General features: G+C 74.6%; 14 protein-coding genes. 7 read left to right on the top strand and 7 right to left on the bottom strand.

What is annotated here, in order from left to right:
* Positions 1 to 15: 15 nt before the first annotated feature.
* The 3 genes from ACZ6Y1_RS02600 to ACZ6Y1_RS02610 form a co-directional block, all read right to left on the bottom strand.
* The gene (locus ACZ6Y1_RS02600; protein ID WP_469621414.1) at positions 16 to 3,972 is read right to left on the bottom strand and encodes a Pls/PosA family non-ribosomal peptide synthetase; all 3,957 of its coding nucleotides are present in this window, start codon (positions 3,970 to 3,972) and stop codon (positions 16 to 18) included.
* Between the two features lie 176 nt (positions 3,973 to 4,148).
* Positions 4,149 to 5,012, bottom strand: a complete 864-nt coding sequence (locus ACZ6Y1_RS02605; RefSeq protein ID WP_469621419.1) for a 2'-5' RNA ligase family protein — start codon at positions 5,010 to 5,012, stop codon at positions 4,149 to 4,151.
* Between the two features lie 59 nt (positions 5,013 to 5,071).
* Positions 5,072 to 5,668, bottom strand: coding sequence for a hypothetical protein (locus ACZ6Y1_RS02610; protein WP_469621422.1), 597 nt, complete (start codon positions 5,666 to 5,668; stop codon positions 5,072 to 5,074).
* A 270-nt stretch (positions 5,669 to 5,938) separates the two neighbouring features.
* Between ACZ6Y1_RS02610 and ACZ6Y1_RS02615 the strand changes: the two genes are divergently transcribed.
* Positions 5,939 to 7,240: a cytochrome P450 family protein gene (locus tag ACZ6Y1_RS02615; protein ID WP_469621425.1), complete on the top strand. Its 1,302-nt coding sequence runs from the start codon at positions 5,939 to 5,941 to the stop codon at positions 7,238 to 7,240.
* 51 nt (positions 7,241 to 7,291) lie between these two features.
* The gene (locus tag ACZ6Y1_RS02620) at positions 7,292 to 8,314 is read left to right on the top strand and encodes an amidohydrolase family protein (RefSeq protein ID WP_469621429.1); all 1,023 of its coding nucleotides are present in this window, start codon (positions 7,292 to 7,294) and stop codon (positions 8,312 to 8,314) included.
* On the opposite strand, the gene ACZ6Y1_RS02625 is transcribed toward ACZ6Y1_RS02620, so the two are convergent.
* Positions 8,282 to 9,529, bottom strand: a complete 1,248-nt coding sequence (locus ACZ6Y1_RS02625) for a glycosyltransferase (RefSeq protein ID WP_469621432.1) — start codon at positions 9,527 to 9,529, stop codon at positions 8,282 to 8,284. The two genes, ACZ6Y1_RS02620 and ACZ6Y1_RS02625, sit on opposite strands and share 33 nt — an antisense overlap.
* Before the next feature lie 36 nt (positions 9,530 to 9,565).
* Here ACZ6Y1_RS02625 and ACZ6Y1_RS02630 point away from each other — a divergent pair, with 36 nt between their 5' ends.
* A complete protein-coding gene (locus ACZ6Y1_RS02630) occupies positions 9,566 to 10,732 on the top strand; it encodes a CapA family protein (RefSeq protein WP_469621437.1) in 1,167 nt (388 codons plus the stop codon).
* A gap of 11 nt (positions 10,733 to 10,743) precedes the next feature.
* Entirely contained in the window at positions 10,744 to 11,046 is a 303-nt protein-coding gene (locus ACZ6Y1_RS02635) for a DUF1876 domain-containing protein (RefSeq protein ID WP_469621440.1), read from the top strand.
* A gap of 69 nt (positions 11,047 to 11,115) precedes the next feature.
* On the opposite strand, the gene ACZ6Y1_RS02640 is transcribed toward ACZ6Y1_RS02635, so the two are convergent.
* Entirely contained in the window at positions 11,116 to 11,367 is a 252-nt protein-coding gene (locus ACZ6Y1_RS02640; RefSeq protein WP_469621442.1) for an acyl carrier protein, read from the bottom strand.
* A 127-nt stretch (positions 11,368 to 11,494) separates the two neighbouring features.
* On the opposite strand from ACZ6Y1_RS02640, the gene ACZ6Y1_RS02645 reads away from it, so the two are divergent.
* Positions 11,495 to 12,277: a lysophospholipid acyltransferase family protein gene (locus ACZ6Y1_RS02645; RefSeq protein WP_469621446.1), complete on the top strand. Its 783-nt coding sequence runs from the start codon at positions 11,495 to 11,497 to the stop codon at positions 12,275 to 12,277.
* A 72-nt stretch (positions 12,278 to 12,349) separates the two neighbouring features.
* On the opposite strand, the gene ACZ6Y1_RS02650 is transcribed toward ACZ6Y1_RS02645, so the two are convergent.
* On the bottom strand, positions 12,350 to 13,864 hold the full coding sequence (locus tag ACZ6Y1_RS02650; RefSeq protein ID WP_469621449.1) for a cytochrome P450 family protein: 1,515 nt from the start codon (positions 13,862 to 13,864) through the stop codon (positions 12,350 to 12,352).
* Positions 13,865 to 13,887: 23 nt separating this feature from the next.
* Entirely contained in the window at positions 13,888 to 15,336 is a 1,449-nt protein-coding gene (locus ACZ6Y1_RS02655) for an alpha/beta hydrolase family protein (protein ID WP_469621452.1), read from the bottom strand.
* A gap of 274 nt (positions 15,337 to 15,610) precedes the next feature.
* On the opposite strand from ACZ6Y1_RS02655, the gene ACZ6Y1_RS02660 reads away from it, so the two are divergent.
* Both ACZ6Y1_RS02660 and ACZ6Y1_RS02665 read left to right on the top strand, forming a co-directional pair.
* On the top strand, positions 15,611 to 16,291 hold the full coding sequence (locus ACZ6Y1_RS02660; protein ID WP_469621454.1) for a DUF2278 family protein: 681 nt from the start codon (positions 15,611 to 15,613) through the stop codon (positions 16,289 to 16,291).
* Positions 16,288 to 16,524: a hypothetical protein gene (locus ACZ6Y1_RS02665; RefSeq protein WP_469621457.1), complete on the top strand. Its 237-nt coding sequence runs from the start codon at positions 16,288 to 16,290 to the stop codon at positions 16,522 to 16,524. The genes ACZ6Y1_RS02660 and ACZ6Y1_RS02665 overlap by 4 nt, the downstream gene beginning before the upstream one ends.

Consider the following 16,524-nt stretch of genomic DNA (forward strand, 5'->3'; position numbering starts at 1 on the left):
GTGCGGGCCGCCCGGTCAGGAGCGCCACGCCTCGATCGGATTGCCCAGCCAGCGGGTGTCGGCGGGGACCGATTCCCCGGCCATCACGAGCGATGCGGGCCCCAGCGTGCTGCGGGCCCCGACCGTGCTCCCGGGCAGGACGATGCCGCCCGGGCCCAGGGTGGCGCCCTCGCGGAGAACCACAGTATCCGTCCTCAAGATCCGGTCGTGGAAGAGGTGGGTCTGCAACACACAGCCCCGGTTCACCCCGGCCGCGTCGCCCAGCGTGACCAGGTCCGTCTCGGGCAGCCAGTAGCTCTCGCACCACACGCCCCGGCCGATCCGGGCCCCCAGGGCGCGCAGCCACAGGCCCAGCAGCGGGGTGCCGGGGACCGATCCGACCAGCCACGGCACGGCCAGCACCTCGACGAAGGTGTCGGCGAGTTCGTTGCGCCAGACGAAGCCGCTCCACAGCGGGTGCTCCCCCGTGCGGTGCCGGCCGACCAGGAGCCATTTCGCGGCCACCGAGACCAGGCAGGCGGCCAGGCCGGCGGCGAGCAGGACGGCCCCGGACAGCAGCGCGGTCCCCCACCGGCCCGGCCCGGCGGTGACCAGGGCGCAGAGCGCCGCCGCGGTGAGCACGGCCAGCGCGGCCGAGCAGAAGACCGGCACCAGGCGGCACAGTTCGACGAGTCCGCGCGCCCACAGCAGGCGTGCGGGCGGGTCGTAGGTCCGGCTCCGGTCGGCCTCGGCCGTGGAGCGGGGCAGTCTGACCGGGGGCAGGCCCAGGTAGGAGCTGCCCTTCTTGGCCTTCTTCGGGGTGGCGGACAGGACGCCGACCAGCCCGTCGTCGGGCACGGTCCGGCCGGGGGCGGTCATTCCGGAGTTGCCGAGGAAGGCGCGGCGGCCGATCTCGGAGTGTCCGATCCGCATCCAGCCGCCGCCCAGCTCGTAGGGGGCGGTCAGCGTGTCGTCGGCGAGGAAGGCGCCCTCGCCGACGGTGGTGAGGCTCGGCAGGGCGAGCACGGTGGAGACCTCCGCGCCGCGGCCGATCTTCATGCCGAGCAGCCGCAGCCACACCGGGGTGATCAGCCCCGCGTACAGCGGGAAGAGCGTCTCCCGGGACAGGTCCATCAGCTGGGTGACGGTCCAGGCCTGCCAGCCGACCCTGCTGTGCGTGGGGTGGCTTCCCGTGCGCAGGCCGAGGCTGAGCAGGCGTACGGAGACCAGCAGGAGCAGCGCGTAGGCGAATCCGTAGGCCAGCGCGCCCGGCACCACGGCGGTCAGCGCGCCCCGGGTCGCGTCGGCGAGCCCGGCGCCGGAGGGGACGAACCGGCTCGCGACGAGCAGGGCGGGCAGTGCGGCGAGCAGGGGCAGGGCGGTGAGGCCGAGGCCGGTCAGCCCGTACATGGCCCGCCAGGCAAGCCCCCGCGGGGGGCGTTCCCCGGGCCAGTTGTGCTTGGCCCGGCCCAGTTTGACGGCGGGCGCGCCGGCCCAGCGCTGGCCGGTGGGGACCTGTCCGGCGACGGCGGAACCGGGGGCCACCTCGGCCCGCTTGCCGACCCGGGCGCCGGGGAAGAGCAGGCTGCGGGTGCCGACCACGGCGCCCGCGCCGACCTTGACGGGGCCGATCACGAGGCGGTCCCCGTCCAGCCAGTACCCGGAGAGGTCCACCTCGGACTCCACGGCGCAGCCGCGGCCGAGCCTGAGCATGCCGGTCACCGGGGGCAGCGAGTGCAGGTCCACCTCGGGGCCGACCTTCGCTCCGAGCGCCCGCGAGTAACGTTCCAGCCAGGAACCGGTGAGCGACGTGGCGCCGGCGTACTCGGCGAGCCGCTCGGCCGTCCACAGCCGCAGGTGGACGCTGCCGCCGCGCGGGTGGCGTCCGGCCTTCACCCCGCGCAGCAGCAGGCGCGCGCCGCCGGCCGCGACGGCGAGCCGGCCGGGCGGGCTGAACAGCAGCACGGCTCCCGCGGCGACGAGCCACCAGGAGGCGGTCGGCGCCCACGGGTAGGGCCCGAGCAGGTGCAGTACGTTGCCCAGCGCCAGCAGCGCCACCGTCCAGCGCAGGCCGACCACGGTGAACAGCGGGAGCAGCAGCAGCGACTGCACCACTTGGGCGCGGCGCGGCACCGGGGCGACGGTGCGGGCGGCGCCGTCCTCCTGTACGGACTTCTCCAGGCGGCGGGCCAGCTTGCGCAGCACGGGCTGCTGGTAGATGTCGAGTACGGCGGCGCTCGGGTAGCGGGTGCGCAGCCTGGTGGTGAGCTGCGCGGCGGCGAGGCTGCCGCCGCCGATGGCGAAGAAGTCGTCGGTGCCGCTGGTGACGGCCACCCCGAGGGTCTCGCTCCACTGCTCGGCGAGCCAGGCCTCGGTGCCGTACAGCTGCTCGGCGGGGCCGGTGGTCTCCAGGTCGGGCAGCGGCCAGGGCAGCGCGTCGCGGTCCACCTTGCCGGACGTACGGGTGGGCAGTTCCGCGACGGGCGCGAGCAGCGGGACGAGGGCCGCGGGCAGCTCGGCGCGCAGCCGCTCCACCGCGTCGGCGCGGTCCCAGCCGTCCTGGGTGACCAGGTAGCCGACCAGCAGCTGGTTGCCGCTGCGGGCGGTGCGCACGGCCGCGGCCGCGCCGGCGACGCCGGGCAGGGCCTGGAGCGCCGCGTCCACCTCGCCGAGCTCGATGCGGCGGCCGCCGAGCTTGATCTGCTCGTCGCCCCGGCCGAGGAAGACCAGGCCCTCGGGTTCGGCCCGGACGAGGTCCCCGCTGCGGTAGGCGCGGTCCCATCCGAGGGATTCCAGCGGGGCGTACTTCTCGGCGTCCTTCTCGGGATCGAGGTAGCGGGCCAGGCCGACGCCGCCGATCACGAGCTGGCCGCTGCCGCCCATGGGCACGGGCTCGCCCGATTCGTCGACCACGACCAGTTCCCAGCCGTTCAGCGGGAGCCCGATGCGGATGGGCTCCTCGCCGGTCAGGAGCGAGGCGCAGGCGACGACGGTCGCCTCGGTGGGGCCGTACGTGTTCCAGACCTCGCGGCCCTCGGTGACGAGGCGCTGGGTCAGTTCGGGCGGGCAGGCCTCGCCGCCGAAGATCAGCAGCCGGACCTCGCCGAGGTCCTCGGGCTCCCAGAGCGCGGCCAGGGTGGGGACGGTGGAGACCACGGTGATCTCCTGCTCCACCAGCCAGGGGCCGAGGTCGGCGCCGCTGCGCACCTGGGAGCGGGGGACGGGGACCAGGCAGGCGCCGTAGCGCCAGGCCAGCCACATCTCCTCGCAGGAGGCGTCGAAGGCGACGGACAGTCCGGCCATGACGCGGTCGCCGGGGCCGATCGGCTCCTCGGTGAGGAACAGCGCGGCCTCGGCGTCCACGAAGGCGGCGGCGGAACGGTGGGTGACGGCGACGCCCTTGGGCTTGCCGGTGGATCCGGAGGTGAAGATGATCCACGCGTCGTCCTCGGGGCCGGGCCGCGCGACGATCCGGCCCCCGGCGGGACCGGTGGGACGCGTGGGACGGGTGGGAGCGCTGGTGCCTGCCGGGCCGACGACGTCGATGCGCCGTCCGGCGCCCATCACGGCCTGCACCCCGGCCTCGCCGAAGACCAGGTCGGCCCGCTCGTCCGGGTCCTCGGCGTCGACGGGGACGTACGCGGCGCCCGCCGCCAGCACCGCGAGGATCGCCACGTACAGCTCGTTGGTGCCGGACGGCACGCGGACGCCGACCCGGTCGCCGAGCCCGACCCCGGCCGCCGCGAGGGCGACCCGCAGGCGCTCGACCTCGACGGCGAGCGCGCGGTAGGTCAGCTGGGCCGTGCCGTCGTCGAGGGCGGGCTCTTCGGGGTGGTCCCGCACAGAGGCCTCGAAGATGTCCACGAGGGTGCGCTTCGGGGCGGCCGGCCCGGCGAAGAACCGGGCAGATTTGCCGGACTCCTCCCGGTTCTCCCCGTCGTTCTCCCTGTCACCGAGCGAAACGAACGCACCGCTGTGAGGTGTGGCTGCCATCGGCCCTCGCGTCTCGTTCCCGGAAACGTCCGGGTCGCCGGTGGAGACCGGGTCTGCCCGGGTTGTTCCGATCCAGCGCCAAACAGCCCGCCATTTTAGTCCGTCGTCACGGAAATCCTGGCCGAACACCTTGCGCATGGCCGGGAAAGGACGGTAATGGCCGCGGCGTACGGCGGTCAGCCGAGCGTGGGGACGGCTCCGCCCTCGGCCCGGCCGATCTCCACACCGGGCGGCCGGTCCGCCCAGTCGGCGGTGATCTCGGCGAGCCGGGCCGCGTCCGGCGGGTTGCGTCCGAGGCCGACCGCCAGGCGTGCCCCGTCCGGGAGGGTCTCGAACGGCCGCGGCCACGCCTCGGCGTCGGCCGTTCCCGCCCGCGTCAGGGCCGCCAGCAGTCCGGGAAGCCGTTCCCGTACGAGGTCCAGGTGCGCGCCGGGTCCCCCGCCCGGCCCAATGCGCACGGTCAGGACGGCCCAGGCGGCGTGCTGCCGGTGCGACGGGGGTGTGCCCGGGGCGCCGGGGGCCGGCTCCTCCCAGCGCACGTCGCCCGTGCCGAGGGCGACGGTGGCGCGGCGGCGCATCGGCTCGGCGCCGCGCCGCGAGAGCACCACGAGCTCGTCGACCCGCACCGGCGTGCTGCCCAGCCGTGCGGCGCACTCCGCGGCCAGCCGGCGCGGGTCCCGGGTCCGGCCGAGGGAGAGGTGCGGGGTGAAGCGGGGGGCGCGGCCCCGGCAGAGCGGGAAGTGCTCCACCAGGGCGCGTTCGAGCGCGGTCCAGGGGGCCGGGCCGGCCGCGGCGGGGTCCAGCCAGACGGTCGCACCGGCCCGGTGCCGGAAACTGCGCACCCCGCTGAGCCGCGCGCCGAACGGCTCGCACTCGGCCGCCGCGGCCCCCAGCGGCCCGGCGGCCGCCTCGAACTCCGACTCCGGGACGAAGCCGAAGAGGAGGTTCACGTGCGGGGGCCACCGGCGGATCTGCGGATCGTGTTCCTCGCGGATGCCCTGGATCACGGGCCACAGCTCCGCCGGGGGCAGCCAGGCCACGGCGGTCCTCGGCGTACTGCCGGCCCCGAGGACGTCCGCCGCTCCCGGCGGGTGCCGCACTACGCCGGGGGCGCGGGGGCGGGACGCGTGGTGCCGGGGAGGCAGGTCACCGCCGGGTTGAAGGTCTCGTACGTCCCGAGGGGGTTCTTCTTCCAGAGCCACAGGTGCAGGGCGTAGTGGACCGGCTGGCCGGGGAAGTTGCCGCGGTGCGGGCCCGTGAAGGGCTTGCCGAACATGGCGGGGCGGTCGTCGGCCGTGGCCGGGTCCTGGTCGCGGTCGTAGACCACCCACTGGACGCCGACGAGGCGCTTGCCCCCGTGTCCGTCGTCCTCGTAGTACAGCGCGGCGGGTCTGGCCGGGTCGACGGAGTTGTCGTAGGCGTGGTTGAAGTGCGGGTAGCCGAGTGCGCCGGCACCGCTGCGGTTGGCGACGCAGTACTTGTCCGGCACGTAGCCGGCCCGCACCGCCTCGGAGTGCCGCTGGTAGCGGGCGGTCGCCCGGTAGACGGCGGCGCGTGCCGCGGCGGCCAGGGCGGCGTCCGCGTCGGAGACGGCGGAAGCGGCGGCGGAAGCGCCGGGGGCGGCGGCGTGGGCGGCGGGTGCCGGCAGGGCGAGCGAGGCGGCTGTCGTGAGCACCAGGGCGAGGCTTCGGAGCATGCGCGGACTCCTTGGAACGCTGGCCGAACGAACGGGTCGGGTGGACTGGATGCATGTCCCCTGCCGCCCGGGCGTGCCACACCGCCGGACCGGACGGCTGACGGCCGATCGGCCGACCGCCGGGCGCGCACCCTCGCGGGCCACCGCGCACGAGGGGCCCGCGTCCCGGGCGGACAAGACCACTCGAACGGGACCGCCGACGTTTCGCCCGCCGTCCCCGCAGGGAACCGGTGTGTCGCCGAAACGCGAGTGTGACGGAAGGTGCGGAGCATGGCGCAGGAGAAGACGGCACCGGCGGGTGGCGACGGCCTCGAGGAGATCGTGGCGGCCGTGGCCGCCGGGGCTCCGGGATACCGGACGTGTCCGCATCCCGCCTACGCGGCTCTGCGCGAGCAGGCGCCGGTGTGCAGGCTGACGCCTCCGCACGGGATCGACACGTACCTCATCACCCGCTACGACGACGCCCGGGACGCCCTGTCGGACCCGCGGTTCAGCAAGGACATGCACGGCGCGCTCGACACCTACCACGCGGTGTACGGCAGCGTCTTCGACGCCCTGGACGACAACGTGCTGTTCGCCGACCCGCCCCGGCACACCCGGCTGCGGCGGAGCCTGCGGACGGCGTTCACGCCCCGCCGGGTGGAGGAGATGCGGGCGGGGATCACCGCGATCGCCGAGCGGCTCCTCGACGCGTGCGAGGGCACCGAACCGGTCGACCTGATGTCGCGGTTCGCGTTCCCGCTGCCCATCGCGGTCCTGTGCGAGCTGATCGGCATCCCCGACGGCGAACGCGCCGAGATCACCGAACAGTTCTCGATCGTGGCTCGCTCCCGGTTCGACCCCCGGCTGAAGGCCGAGCTGCTGGCGGCCGAGGAGTGGCTGCGCGGCCGCTTCTCGCGGCTGATCGCGCACACGCGCGAGCACCCTTCGGACTGCTTCCTGAGCGACCTGATCCGGGCGGAGGAGGGGCTGGACGAGACGGAGCTCCTGTCCTCCCTGTGGGTCGTCTTCTTCGCCGGGCACAAGACGACCGCGTTCCAGATCGGCAACACCGTCCTCAACCTGCTGCTGCGTCCCGATCAGCTGGAGCGGCTCCGGGCGGACCCGCTGCTGATCCCGCAGGCGGTGGAGGAGAGCGTCCGCTTCGAGGGATCGGTGGAGACGTCGACCTTCCGGTACGCGGCCGAGGACGCCGAGGTCCGGGGAACGCGGATCCCCGCGGGATCACTGGTGCAGATCGCCATCTCCTCCGCGAACCGGGACCCGGAGAAGTTCGACCGTCCGGACGTCATGGACGTGACGCGCGAGGGCCTCCAGAGCACGCACCTCGGCTTCGGCCACGGCACGCACTACTGCCTGGGCGCGCCGCTGGCCCGGCTCGAACTCGAAGTCGCGCTCTCCGCCCTCCTGCGGCGTTTCCCCGGGATGCGGCTGTGCGACGCGCAGGAGGGCGGGGCCGCGTGGATCAAGGGCCCGATGGCGGCGTTCCGGGGTCTCCAGCACCTCCGGCTCGTCCTGGGCCCGTCCCGGGTCGTGCGGGAATTCGCGTCGGTACCCGCGGCAGGAACCTGATCCAGAATCCAGACCCATACGGACGGACGGCGGACCGGTATGACCGACATTGTGAGTACCTCCGAACTGCATCTGCCGGGACCGGCGGCGGACGGGCCCGGGGCCGCGGCCGGCCACGCGGTGCAGGCGAAGATCGACATGCACCATCACTTCTGCGCGCCGGAATGGCGCGAGTGGGCCGAGCGCCACGGGCTGGTCGACCCGCGCAAGCTGCCGCCGTGGGCCCGGTTCGACGCCGAGGACTCGATCCGCTTCATGGACCGCGTGGGCATCGCGACGGCGGTGCTCAAGCCCATGCTTCCGGCGAGGTACCACTCGACGGCGCAGCTGCGCGAGGCCGTCAACATCACGCTCCTGTCCATGCTGGAGGTGGCGAACTCGCATCCCGGGCGGTTCGCCTTCTACGCCCCCCTCTTCCTGGAGGACGCCGAGGCCTCGTCCTGGGCCGTGCGCCGCGGACTGGGCCAGTTCGGGGCGGTCGGGGTGAACGTGACGGCCAACCACGCGGGCGTGTACCTCGGCGATCCCTCCTACGACCGGGTGTTCCACGAGCTGGACGACTGCGGCGCCGTGGTGGACACCCATCCGCACAACCTGCCCGGGAGCCGGCCCGGCGCGGCGGCCGTCCCCGGCATCCCGAACTTCATGTGCGACTTCCTGCTGGACACCACCCGCGCCGCCGTGAACATGATCAGCCGCAGGACGCTGGACCGCTTCCCGAACATCAAGGTGATCCTTCCGCACGCCGGCGGGTTCCTGCCGTACATCGCGCCGCGGATCGAGGCCCTGGGACGGTTCTGCGACCCGCCGGTCGACGCCGGCGCCGTCCGCGACCACCTGCGCCGCTTCTACTACGACACCGCGGGGCCGATGGCGCCGGCGGCGGCCCTCCTCGGCCATGTGCCCGCCGAACACATCCTGTTCGGCACGGACTGGCCGGCCGCCCCCGCCGACACCGTGGTGGACCTCGCGCTGCCCGCCCTCGACGCGGACCCCGCGTTCACCCCGGAGCAGCTGACCGGGGTCTACCACGACAACGCGCTAAGCCTGATCCCCCAGCTGGCGACGGTCTGAGCCGTACGTCCGCAGCAGCAGCTCCGCGGCCACCGCCGCCCCGTCGGTGCGGAACGCGCCGGCCACGGCGGCGGCCCGGGCGGCCGTCTCCGGCGTCAGGGCCGAACGCAGGGCGGCCGACAGGGACTCGAAGGTCGGCACCGGACCGTCGTGCGCCGTGCCGATGCCCAACTCGGCGACCCGGGAGGCGAAATAGGGCTGGTCGCCGCCCTGGGGCACCAGCACCTGCGGCACTCCCGCCCAGGTGGCCGTCGTCGTGGTGCCCGCACCGCCGTGGTGGATGACGGCGGCCGCCCGGCGGAACAGCGCCTGGTGGTTGACCTCGCCGACGACGAAGCAGTCGTCCTGGTCGTCGACCCGGGCCAGGCGGGCCCAGCCGCGCGAGAGGACCGCACGGCGGCCCTGCGCGCGGATCGCCTCGACGGCCGCCCCGGCGACCTCCTCCGGATCGCGCACGGGGATGCTGCCGAAGCCCACGTACACCGGTGCCGGGCCGGCGCCCAGGAAGGCCACCAGGTCCGCGGGCAGCGGGCGCTCGTCGGGCAGCACCCATGCGCCGGTCTGCAGCACGTCGAGGTCGGCCGGCTGCCGCCACGGGGCCAGCACCGGGTCCGCGGCCAGCCACGGGCGGTCGGTGAAGACGTGGTCGCGCACGTCGTCCAGCGGCGGCAGGCCGACGGACGCCCGGTGGGTGTTGACCGCCTCGCCGAACACCTCCTGCGCGTCGCGCGCGTCCCGGTCCCACAGTTCGCGGTGGTCGGTGACGTCGGCGGGCAGCGGCCTGCCCGGCCGCGGGATGGGCGGGTGGTGCGGCGACGGCAGACTCACCGGCTGGTAGCTCGCGTACACGTACGGGATGCCGAGCTTCTCGGCGGCCGACCGCACACCGGCCACGGCCGGGACGAGCCCGGTCGCCACCAGTACGTCGAAGCCCTCGGCCACGGCCGTGACGTTCTCGTGGAACGCGGCGACCAGCTCGGCCGCCCGCCGGGGCACGCCGTCGGGCGTCGGCGGGGTCTTCCCCGTGACCAGGTCCCGCACCGACGCCCCGGTCGGCACCATCTCCACACCGACCCCGGCCAGTCTCTTCGCGAACTCCTCGTCCGGCGGTGCGCACACGAGCACCTCCGCCCCGCGTTCCCGCAGCCGCACCGCGAGCCCGACGAGCGGTTCGACGCCCCCTCGCGAGTCGTACGCCGACAGCACCACGCGCATTCCGAACTCCCCCGTTCAGATCGGTAACCTGGAAGCATGCAGGGTGATTTGATCACACTGTGCCTCGCCGGCGACGTCATGCTCGGGCGAGGCGTCGACCAGATCCTTCCGCACCCGGGAGACCCGGCGCTGGCGGAGGCGTACGTCCGCGACGCCCGCTCCTACGTCGAGCTGGCGGAGGCCGCGCACGGCCCGGTCCCCCGGCCGGCCGGCTTCTCCTGGCCCTGGGGCGACGCGCTGCCGGCCATCGAGCGGGCCGCGCCCGACGCCGTGGTGCTCAACCTGGAGACCGGCGTCACGCTGAGCGACGACTTCGCGCCGGGCAAGGCCGTCCACTACCGCATGAACCCCGCCAATCTGCCCTGTCTGGCCGCCGCCCGCCCCGACGTGTGCGTCCTGGCCAACAACCACGTCCTCGACTTCGGCCGGCGCGGTCTGGCGCAGACCCTCGACGTGCTGGCCGGTGCCGGCCTCGCCGTGGCGGGGGCGGGAGCCGACGCCGAGGCGGCCCGCCGGACGGCCACCGCCCCCCTGCGGGGCGGCGGGCGGGTACTGGTCCTGGCCTTCGGTATGCCGTCCAGCGGGATCCCACCGGACTGGGCCGCCACGGCGGAGCGCAGCGGGGTCGACTACGTGGCCGAGCCGTCCGAGGAGGCGGCGGCCTCGGTGGCCGCCCGGATCCGGCGGGAGAAACGGCCCGGCGACGTCGTCGTCGCCTCGGTCCACTGGGGTTCCAACTGGGGCTACGGCGTCCCCGGCGGCCAGACGCGTTTCGCGCACGCGCTCGTCGACGGCGGGGCGGACGTGGTGCACGGGCATTCCTCGCACCATCCCCGGCCGCTGGAGCTGTACCACGGCAGGCTGATCGCCTACGGCTGCGGCGACCTGATCAACGACTACGAGGGCATCACCGGCCACGAGCGCTACCGGGACGACCTGCGGCTCCTGTACTTCCCTTCGCTCGACCCGGACGGCGGCGCCCTGCGGGCCCTGCGGATCGCCCCCTTCCGGGCCCGGAGGATGCGGCTGCGCGAGCCCCCGCCGGAGGACTGCCGGTGGCTGCGGGACCTCCTCGGCCGGATCTCCCGCGGCTTCGCCGGGCCCCTCGTCCTCGACTCGGACGGCACCCTCACCGCCCCCGCCCGCGGATGGCCGCACGGGCCCCACCGGGGGGATTCTGGAACCAGTGGGACCGGAGTGTGAGGAGGCACGTCATGACACACGCCGAGGAATGGCAGGTGGGCGTCTATCTGACCGAGGAGGACGGCACGACCAAGGCGCGGGCCGTGCTGGACAACGGGAGGACCACGATGGTCGGGCGCGGGCAGGCGCGCTGCAATCCGACGGACGTGGAGGTCCCCGCGATCGGTGACGAGCTGGCCGCGAGCCGGGCGATGCGCGACCTGGCGGGTCAGCTGATGCGTGCCGCCGACAAGGACCTGGCCGCGGTGGGCGGCGTACCCGAGCCGCCGCGCACCGGCTACGGATGGCCCGAGGACACGGGCCCGGCCAAGTAGGGGAAACGCGGCCGGGCGGGCCGCGGGCTCACCCGCGCGACAGGCGTTCGACCTTCGCCGGTCCCGGGCTCAGCGGGCCGCCCGGCGGGCCGCCACGGCGTCGGCGAACTCCGCCAGGGTGGAGTCGCCGAACTCCGCCTCGTCGACCTTCACGCCCAGCCTGTCCTCCAGGGCGATGGCCAGCTCGACCACGAGGAGCGAGTCCTCCACCAGGAGGCGCATGGGCGCGTCCGCCCGCACCTCCTCGGCCGGTACTTCGAGCGTCTCGATGAGCAGTTCAGTGATCACGTCGATGACGGATTCCTGCGCGGAAATAGTCACGGCACCTCGCATGGAAAAGGGGAAGAGGATCTCGTGGTGGAATAACTACCACGCCGGCGAATTCCCGCAAAACCCTTGGCGGGGCCGGTTGTTGACGATCCGCCACAGGAGAGAGCGAGAGACCGCGATGCCCGAAAGCCTGACCGATTTCATCGAGGCGGCCGCGGTCGAATTCCGCGTGCTGGGGAGGCTGTTCGGCGAGGCGGGCGAGACCGCGTGGGACCGGACCCTGGACTGGCTCGTCGACGAATGGTTCCGGCTGGACGTCCTGGGGCTGGAGAACGTGCCGGCCGAAGGCCCGGCGGTGCTCGTGGCGAACCATTCCGGCGCCTGGGGGCTGGACGCCTTCGTGCTGCTGAAGGTCCTCACCCGCAGCGTGCGCCGCCCCCTGCACATTCCGGCGGCCCCGCTGACTTTCCGCTTTCCGGTGCTCGGCTCGTACGCGCGCAAGAAAGGCGCCTTCCCGATCGATCCGACCCTCGGACTGGAACACCTGAACGCGGGGGAACTCGTAGGAGTGTTTCCCGAGGGAATCGCCGGTCTGGAAAAGCCGCTGCACGAGCGGTACCGGCTGCGCCCCTTCAGTCCCGGGTTCGCTGTGACCGCGGTCCGTGCGGGCGCCCCCGTCGTACCGGTGGCGATCGTCGGCGCCGAGGAGGCGTGTCCCAAGCTCGGGGAGATCCCGGCCCTGGCGCGCCTCTTCGACCTGCCGTACTTCCCCCTCACCCCGGCGTTCCCGCTGCCCTCGAAGTGGCTCATCACCATCGGCGAGCCGATCGAGCCGCCCGCGCGGCCCTCGTCGCTCGCCGAGCGCACGGCCGCGGCCCGCACCCTGTGCGCCGAGGCCCAGGCCGCCGTGCAGGGCATGCTCGACCACGAGGTCGGCCGCCGCGAGACGCCGTTCTGGTAGGTCCGGCCCCGGAGCCCGGCCCACCGGTCCCGCGGGGGGACCGGTGGAGCCGGTGGAGCCGGGCCGGGGTCCTCAGCCCGCCAGCCGCTGCGCGGCCCGCCGTACGTCGGCCGCGGCCTTCGCGCACCGGTCGGCGTGCCCGAGGAGCACCATGCGGAAGTGCTCGCCGGTCCCGTCGCCGTTCCAGCCGGTGTGGCCGGCGCAGGCCGCGAGGCTCTCCGCGTGCCGTTCCAGCCGGTCCGCGCTGGCCTGCGCCAGCGCCGCGTACGAGGCGGGCGCGTAGCCGGGGGCGGCGACCGGCAGCGCCGTCGGCAGGCCGACCGTGACCCGGGCGTCGCCGGACCGGCCCGCGCGGTCGGTCAGGGCCACGAGCAGCCCCTCCGGCTCCAGGGTGCCGGGCAGCCGGTCCGGCCCGAACCGGGGGGAGATCAGCACCGGCCGGGCCCCGGCCAGGACGGCGCGTACGGTCTCCGTCGCGACCAGCTCCGCGAAGGGAGCCCACGCGCAGCCCGCGGGGGCGGTGCACAGCGCCCCCGGCCAGGGCGCCGGGCCGTCCGCGCCCGGTCCGTGCGGCAGCAGCCCGGGGGCGCAGAGGATCTCCGTCCCGGCATCCACCGCCAGGTCGTGCCAGACGAACGGTTCCCGCACCGGGTGGACGGCGGCGGCCACGGGCGGCCAGCGGCGCAGCGCCTCCGCCACCGCCCGCTCCGGGGAGTCCGCGGCTCCCGCGGCGTACAGGGCCAGGGCCTGGAGCGCGGTGACGGAGACGGCCCCGGACACCAGGGCGAGCGCGTGCGCCACGGAGGTGACCAGAGTGTCCGCCGCCTCGGCTCCGGGCGACAGCCGGCCCGCGAGCGACTCGGGGTCCGGGTCGGTCAGGTACGGCGCGAGCCGGCGGCCCAGGGCCGCGGTCCTGGCTTCGCCGGACCGGCCGCCGACGGCGGCCGTCGCCGCGGCGAGCGCCTCGCTGAGCAGGGTGTCCTCGGCGGCCGCGGCGCCCGCCACCACCCGCCGGGCCAGGCGGAGCGTCCCGGCCCGCCAGGCCTGCCAGTCGAGGGTGCCGTCCCCGCGCCGGGCCCCCGTGATCCCGTCCACCTCCTCGCGGACCGGGGCCCGCAGTGCGTCGGCGGGCGGGGTGGCCCCGCGGGCGCGGGACGCGTCGGGGGCGGCGTGCGGGGAGAGCCCGTAGCGGCGTCCCCCGGCGTCGAGTCCGCTCGCGGCGCCCAGGGCGCCCTGCTGCTCCGCGTGCGCGAGCAGGGCCGCGGCGTCGTCGGGGCGGAGCGGCACGAGGAAGGACCCGAACGGTGTGCGCAGCCGTACGGGCCGCCCGGACCGGGTGCGCTTCAGGTGCCCGAGCAGCGCGCGGGTCATCCCCTCGTGGGTGAGCGGGTCCAGGCCCAGGGCGCGGGCGGGCGCGTCCGCCCAGGGCAGCCGCCGGGCCAGTACGGCGGCGCTGAACAGGGCGTTCTCCAGCGGCCAGGCGGCCGCGGGGCCCCGCACCGCCGTCGTGGTGCGGGCCTCGCCGTCCTCGTGGCCGTCGTGGCCGTCGTGGGTGTCGCGGGTGTCGCGGGTGTCTTCGTCGGTCATCGGTCGTTCCCTCTCCCTCGCGGTCACTTGTCGCGCAGCATGTACGGCTGGTTGCCGGTGATCTCGCCCTCGTAGGCCCCGATCAGCCCGTTGACGCGTTCCCGGTGGTGGGCCATCGGGCCGCGCAGGCTGTCGGAGTAGGCCTGCGGGGCGTGCGACAGCGGGTAGTCGTACGACTCGTCGAGCCAGGACAGTTCGATCCAGTCGGCGGGGATGTCGTTGGGCGAAGCCGGTCCGCGCCCGTCCAGCGTCGGGATCACGTCGTGCTCGTTGACGAGGCTGATCACCCGGGTGGCGTGGTCGGCGGGCCGCTTGCTGTCGATCGGGGAGCCCACCGCGATCACGTGGGTGAGGCGGTAGGTCGAGGCGAACACCGGGTCCGAGGCCAGGTTCATCGCGGTCAGTCCGCCGAGGCTGTGGCCGATGATCATCAGTTCGGATCCGGCGGGCACGCCCGCCCGTTCCACGAGGTTGCGGACGGCGCGCGTGTAGGTGGTGTCGGTGCGCAGGCAGCCGTCGAACGCGCCGATCACGTCCTGGGGCGTGCTGTTGCTGAGCAGCGCGAAGCTGGTGCCGGGCAGCAGGAGCACGTGGCGTTCGGCCCCGTCGGCGCACCGGACGCGGCGCAGCAGGGCCAGTCCGTGGTTGCCGAGGGCGCCGATGTCGTTGATGTAGCTGACGACGTCGTTGCGGGAGGTGGCGAGGACCTTGGCCAGGATGGAGTCCGGCTCGGCCCGCTCGGCCCGTCCCGGGCCGGGGTTGAGGTACTTGATCAGCGAACTCGGCAGCCCCAGGAAGGGATCGGTGGTCGGAACCCCGCCGGCGAGGGTGACCCAGGAGAAGCCGTCGTTGACCGGGTTCTCGTCGAGCAGCCCGAGCAGGGCCAGGAGCTCCATCATGACGGGGCTCACGGTGGTCAGGGCGCGGGTGATGCCCAGCCGTTCGACGAGCCCGTGCAGGGCGCGCAGTGCCTCGATCCGGTTCCCGGCGACCATCGCGTCGGTCAGGCGCCGGGCCGCCGGCGCCGCCAGGTTCGGGTGCTCGGCGGCGGCCGCGCGGATCCGGAGGGCGAAGGCGTCCACGGCCATGGCCACCTTGGCGGGCCTGCGGTACGTCACGCTCCCGGCGAACCGGGCCAGTTCACCGACGAGGCCGCCGTTCGCCCCGAACCCGAGGCCGGCCGGGCTGGTCAGCGCCCTGGCACAGGAGAAGGCGGCGCCGAGCGCCCAGGCGGGGCGGCGCAGTGCCTCCAGTCCGAGGCGCCAGCTGCCGAGGGCGCCCGTCAGCTCCGCGCCGGCCTGCCGCGCCGTCAGCGCCGCGTCCGCCAGCAGCACGGACGCGGCGATCAGCAACTCGGCATCCGCCCGCGTGGGTTCCGGCGGGACCGCGGGCTCGTGCTTCGCCGCGGGCGCCTTCGGCTTCTGCCGCTCGGGAAGGCGCCGTGCCGCTTCGTCGACCACCTGAGGGGTCACGTCCCCACCTCTCCTCCGTGCGCTGATGTCTCTTGATCGCGCACGCATGGTGGCACCGAACGGGACCCGTGGATCGCCGCGGCGGCACCGCGCACCCGGGCGCTCCCGCGCGGGGCCGGTGGCGGGGCCGCGTACCCGTGGGGCAGCGGGCTGCCCGCGGCGACGGTGGCACCCGGTGGGCGGGCGGGGGTGAGCACGCCGTCCCCGTGTTGACACGGGACGCCGGGCGGTGTCCCGATGGCCCGCGGCGACGGCCGGTGCTTCACTGGGAGGCATGCCATTCGACCACTACGGCGTACTGGCGGGGACGCTGTCGCAGCACTTCCGCGACACGCCCGACGACGAGGGAGCGTGGTTCCACGTCAACCTCAGGGTGGACGCGCCGGACGGGCGGTACCGGTGCGCCGTGGACGTGGACAGCCACGACTCGCAGACGGGTGTGCGGTGGCGTGCGTTCACGGTGGACGCCTCCGTGCTCGGGCCGGTCACCGCACTGGCGCCGGGCTATCACGAGCTGGCGCGCTCCTCCTCGTCCGGGGCGCTCGACTACCTGCGCCATCCGGCCCTGCGGGACCGCCCGGCGTGGCCCGCCTGGCTGCCCCGGGCGCTGCGGGACCTCCTCGACCGCCGGGTGCGGCCGACACGGCCCTGGCAGTCCGGTTCCAATCTCGACGCGGCCCTCGCGCTGGAACAGATCCTGGTCGTCGGACGGCCGATCCTCGTGTTCGGCAAGCCCTTCGACGCCGGCCTCGGCATGCACGACATCCACCAGAACCAGGGCGACCCGTACGGCAGCGAGTGGTGGCCCCAGAACGGCATCTGGCAGGACGGCGCGACCCTGACCGGCCGGCCCGACGGCCGCTGGGACGTGTTCCTGAACCGGTTCTCCACCCAGACGGACCACACCGACTCCGACGGGCACCCCGTCTGGGGCTGTGCCACTGTTTCCTCATGACCGAAGGTTCGGCACCGTACATGCACCCGGCGCGGGTCACCGTCCTGGGGGTTCAGACCGGCAACCCGCCCTTCCGCATCGTGGAGGTCGACGGGGAGCTCGTCGGCAGGGCGACGTCCATGACGGACGTGCTGCTGCTCGCCGCGAAGTTCGGGATCACCATCCACGACCTGGACGACCCCGACGAGGTCCGGTGGGTCGCGGGCGGCAAGTTCACCTGGAACCCGCGCTGA

This window comes from Streptomyces sp. NPDC053432, assembly GCF_055585365.1.